The following is a 3,725-nucleotide window of genomic DNA, read 5'->3' as shown; positions in this document are numbered from 1 at the left end:
ATCGATTTTGATGGCAGGCAAGATGGATTGCTGTTTGACAGAGATGGTGACAAGCGAAGCTTGAATAGCTTGAGGCACACATATGCGACGCTGCGCTTGGAGAAGGGTGATGTGAGTGTATATGACTTGGCGATAAACATGGGCTGTAAGGTCAAACAGATCGAAACGCATTATTCTCACGTTGTCTCAAAGCAGCGTAGACAGCAGATCACGCGCACAAAGCGAAATAGGAAGCAGGAACTGGACGCTATGACAGCGCGGGGCGTGGATGCTTTTACAGCGGAGGCATTGCGGCGTTACAAAGCGGGCGAGCTCAGTGAGGATTTATTCCTAGCATTAGTGAATGGCGGGAAAGAGTGATGAGAAATAGTATGGTGTCTTTCATTTAGACAAGCTCTATGGCGTTGCGAAGCTTACGTTCGTTAAAATCAATGTAGCGCTGGGTCGTGCTTATGTCCTTGTGCCTAGCCAGCGCTTGTATCACACGCACATTCACGCCTTTGTCTGCCAGCTCAGTCAAAAACTGTCTGCGGCCACTGTGCGAGCTTGCGCCTTTTATGCCCGCTTCTGCATAGAACTTAGCAAATAGGTTGACGATCGTTTGTGGGCTAAACCCGCCGCGCTTAGCGCTAAAGAACAGCGGTGCTTTTGCATTGCTGATCTGACGGGGGTAGCTGGTGGCGTATGACTTGAGCGCGTTGTTCAATCGCTTACTAACGAGCACCGTGCCTGCTTCGTCGCCCTTCGTCTGTGCAGCAGCTAAGTAGATCGTGTCACGCACGTCGCCGCGTTCGTCAAACACGTCGCCAACTTCCAGCGCAGCTATCTCGCATGCGCGCAAACCAGCAAAAAAGCTGAACGCGAAAATTGCATGGTTTCGTGCGCTATAGCGGTGTGAGCTACCCCCCGAAATTCGGACAGTGACGTAAGCTACGATTTGCAGTCTGCTGATCTTCGACGAGAAGGAGAACAGAGATGTCGAAACGCAAACAACATGCGCCTGAATTTAAGGCGAAGGTCGCGCTGGAAGCCTTGAAGGGTGAGGAGACCGCCGCCGAGCTGGCAAGCCGGTTCGGGGTGCATCCGACGATGATCCATCAATGGAAACGTGCGCTCCTCGAGGGTGCCTCCGGCGTGTTTGAACGCGGCGGCAGAAAGAATCCCGAGATCAATGTAGAACAGGTGAAGGAACTTCACGCCAAGATCGGGGAGCTGGCTGTGGCCAACGATTTTTTGGAAAGAAAGCTGAAGCCTTGGGGCGGGAAGTGAGGCGCGATATGATTGAGCCTGATCACCCCCAACTGTCTGTCGTCCAGCAGTGCAAGCTGCTGTCGATCTCACGCTCGTCATTCTATTACACGGCGAAGGGCGAGACCGCGCAGAACCTTGATTTGATGCGGCGGATCGACGAGCAGTTCCTGGAAACACCCTTCTTCGGTGTCCGGCAGATGACCTGGCACCTGCGTAACGATGGGCATCTTGTGAACGAGAAGCGGATACGCCGGCTGATGCGCCTCATGGGGCTGATGCCGATCTATCAGAAGCCTAATACCAGCAGGCCGGCGAAAGGGCACAAGACCTATCCCTACCTACTGAAAGGGTTGCGGGTGGATCGGCCCAATCAGGTCTGGTGCGCCGATATCACCTACCTGCCGATGCGGCGCGGGTTCCTGTATTTGGTCGCCATCATGGACTGGCATACCCGGAAGGTCCTGGCTTGGCGCATCTCGAACACGCTGGAGGCCGACTTCTGCGTCGAGGCGCTGAACGAGGCCATCCACAAGTTCGGCCCGCCCGAGATAATGAATACCGATCAAGGATCTCAGTTCACGTCCTTTGCCTGGACTGACCGGCTACGCCGATCCGGCGTGCGCATCTCAATGGATGGGAAGGGCCGCTACCTGGACAACATCTTCATTGAGAGGCTCTGGCGAACCCTGAAATACGAGTGTGTCTATCTGCATGCTTGGGAGACCGGATCAAAAGCGAAGGCAGGTATCCGGAAATGGATGACCTTTTACAACAACAAACGCCCACACTCAGCCCTTGGCGGCAGGCCACCAGCCGTGGTCTATTGGCTGAGAAATGACAAAACACAACCCGATCAGCAGGAGCAGAGAGTAGCTTAATTTACGCCAGATCCTGTCCAACAAATGGGGAGTAGCTCAGTGTGCGTTGATAACAGCTGCTACGCGCTTTTGCTCTGCGTTTGTCAGTAGTTTTGCTTGCTTCATGTTTTGCCAATAATGTGTGGTTTCGTCACAAGTAATTGTAAAATCACACATTTTTGCGGTCGACCAAAAAATGCCGAAAAGCTAAGTCTTTGTAATCAAAAGCAATCAAGTGAAAATGTTAGGGACTACACAAAGTATAACATGTGTGGTCATGCGTCTGCGCCCGCAGCAATTTCAGCGATCCTGTGTTTGTGCAACAAGTAGTCGCTTAGTAGCCGTTCTATCTCCTCTAGAGGTGGTCGCGTAAATTCGGACCATTGTTTAAGGTGGATCGCATAACGAACGAGACGATCCATAATGAGCAAAAGAAAGAACTATTCACCTGACTTCAAAGCCAAGGTTGCACTGGAGGCGATCCGCGAAGAGATGACATTGGCGGAGCTGTCGAAGAAGTACGGTGTTCATCCCAACATGATCAGCACATGGAAGCGTGCTGCAATTGCCAACATGGCCAGCGCTTTTGAACGTGGGAAGTCCGATGCCGCCCGCAGTTCGGAAGCCGAGATAGAGAAGCTTCATTCGAAAATTGGTCAGTTGGTGGTAGAGCGGGATTTTTTAGCCAGTGCCTCGCATCAACTGCTCGGGACGCGAGGCAAAAAATGGTGAGCGCCGAACACTCCCTCAGCCAGAGACGGCAATGCGCGTTGCTGCGATTGAGCCGATCCAGTCTCTATTATCAGCCTGTTGGCGAAAGCGCCGCGAACTTGATGCTTATGAAGATCATCGACAAGCAGTTTTTGGAGACGCCGTGGTACGGATCGCGGCAAATGGCACGGCATATGCAAAGGCAGGGCCATAAATGTGGTCGTCACAGAGTGCGCCGCCTGATGCGAAAGATGCGTCTGACACCGATATATCAAACTCCGAATACTTCGAAGAAGCATCCTCAGCACAAAGTTTGGCCCTATCTGCTAAAAGGTCTGGCGATTACCCGGCCCAATCAGGTTTGGTGCGTCGACATCAGCTACATCCCGATGCGGCGGGGTTTTCTATATTTGGTTGCCATCATGGATTGGTTCAGCCGAAAGGTTCTGGCTTGGCGGCTCTCGAACAGCATGGAAGCGGACTTTTGCGTTGAAGCCCTTCAAGACGCCATCGCCAGATATGGTAAACCTGAGATAATGAATAGTGATCAAGGCAGTCAGTTCACTGGCTTTGAATGGACCAATGCGTTGTCTAAGGCTGGTGTGAGGATCTCCATGGACGGGAAAGGTCGCTGGGTCGACAACCGAATGATTGAACGATTGTGGCGATCTCTAAAATACGAATGCGTCTACCTGCACGCTTTTGAGACGGGATCAGAAGCCCGACAAGGCATTGGGAATTGGCTCGCTTATTACAATGCCGAACGCCCCCATTCGTCTCACGGCATCTTGACCCCAGATGAGGCCTATGCCAGCAAAACAGAACCGATGAGATTAGCAGCCTAATGTGAAACCCTGATCCACCTTAAATGGGCTGCAAGATGGTCGAAAAAGCAGGACCACCTCT

3 protein-coding genes and 1 pseudogene are annotated in these 3,725 nt (G+C 52.4%); 3 read left to right on the top strand and 1 reads right to left on the bottom strand.

The genetic code is table 11. The features are described 5' to 3' along the window. Window positions 1-360 (top strand): annotated as a pseudogene (locus ABJM03_RS11440) (site-specific integrase); the annotation flags it as partial. Window positions 361-385: 25 nt separating this feature from the next. Here ABJM03_RS11440 and ABJM03_RS11435 read toward each other — a convergent pair. Beyond that, window positions 386-913, bottom strand: coding sequence for a site-specific integrase (locus ABJM03_RS11435; RefSeq protein WP_348417606.1), 528 nt, complete (start codon window positions 911-913; stop codon window positions 386-388). A gap of 62 nt (window positions 914-975) precedes the next feature. On the opposite strand from ABJM03_RS11435, the gene ABJM03_RS11430 reads away from it, so the two are divergent. Continuing rightward, a protein-coding gene (locus tag ABJM03_RS11430; protein ID WP_348417604.1) for an IS3 family transposase occupies window positions 976-2,129 on the top strand; the annotation gives its coding sequence in 2 pieces (ribosomal slippage) (window positions 976-1,237 and window positions 1,237-2,129; 1,155 coding nt in all). Between the two features lie 399 nt (window positions 2,130-2,528). Continuing rightward, window positions 2,529-3,664, top strand: a protein-coding gene (locus ABJM03_RS11425) for an IS3 family transposase (RefSeq protein WP_348335836.1) whose coding sequence is annotated in 2 segments (ribosomal slippage) — window positions 2,529-2,811 and window positions 2,811-3,664 — 1,137 coding nt in all. Because the reading frame shifts where the segments join, the coding sequence is not laid out codon by codon here. Window positions 3,665-3,725 lie beyond the last annotated feature (61 nt).

The sequence above is a fragment of the Sulfitobacter sp. genome, from assembly GCF_039977885.1.
In the GTDB taxonomy this organism is placed as follows: domain Bacteria; phylum Pseudomonadota; class Alphaproteobacteria; order Rhodobacterales; family Rhodobacteraceae; genus Sulfitobacter.
Note: the sequence above shows the minus strand (reverse complement) of the source record. Positions and strands in the feature narration are given on the sequence as shown.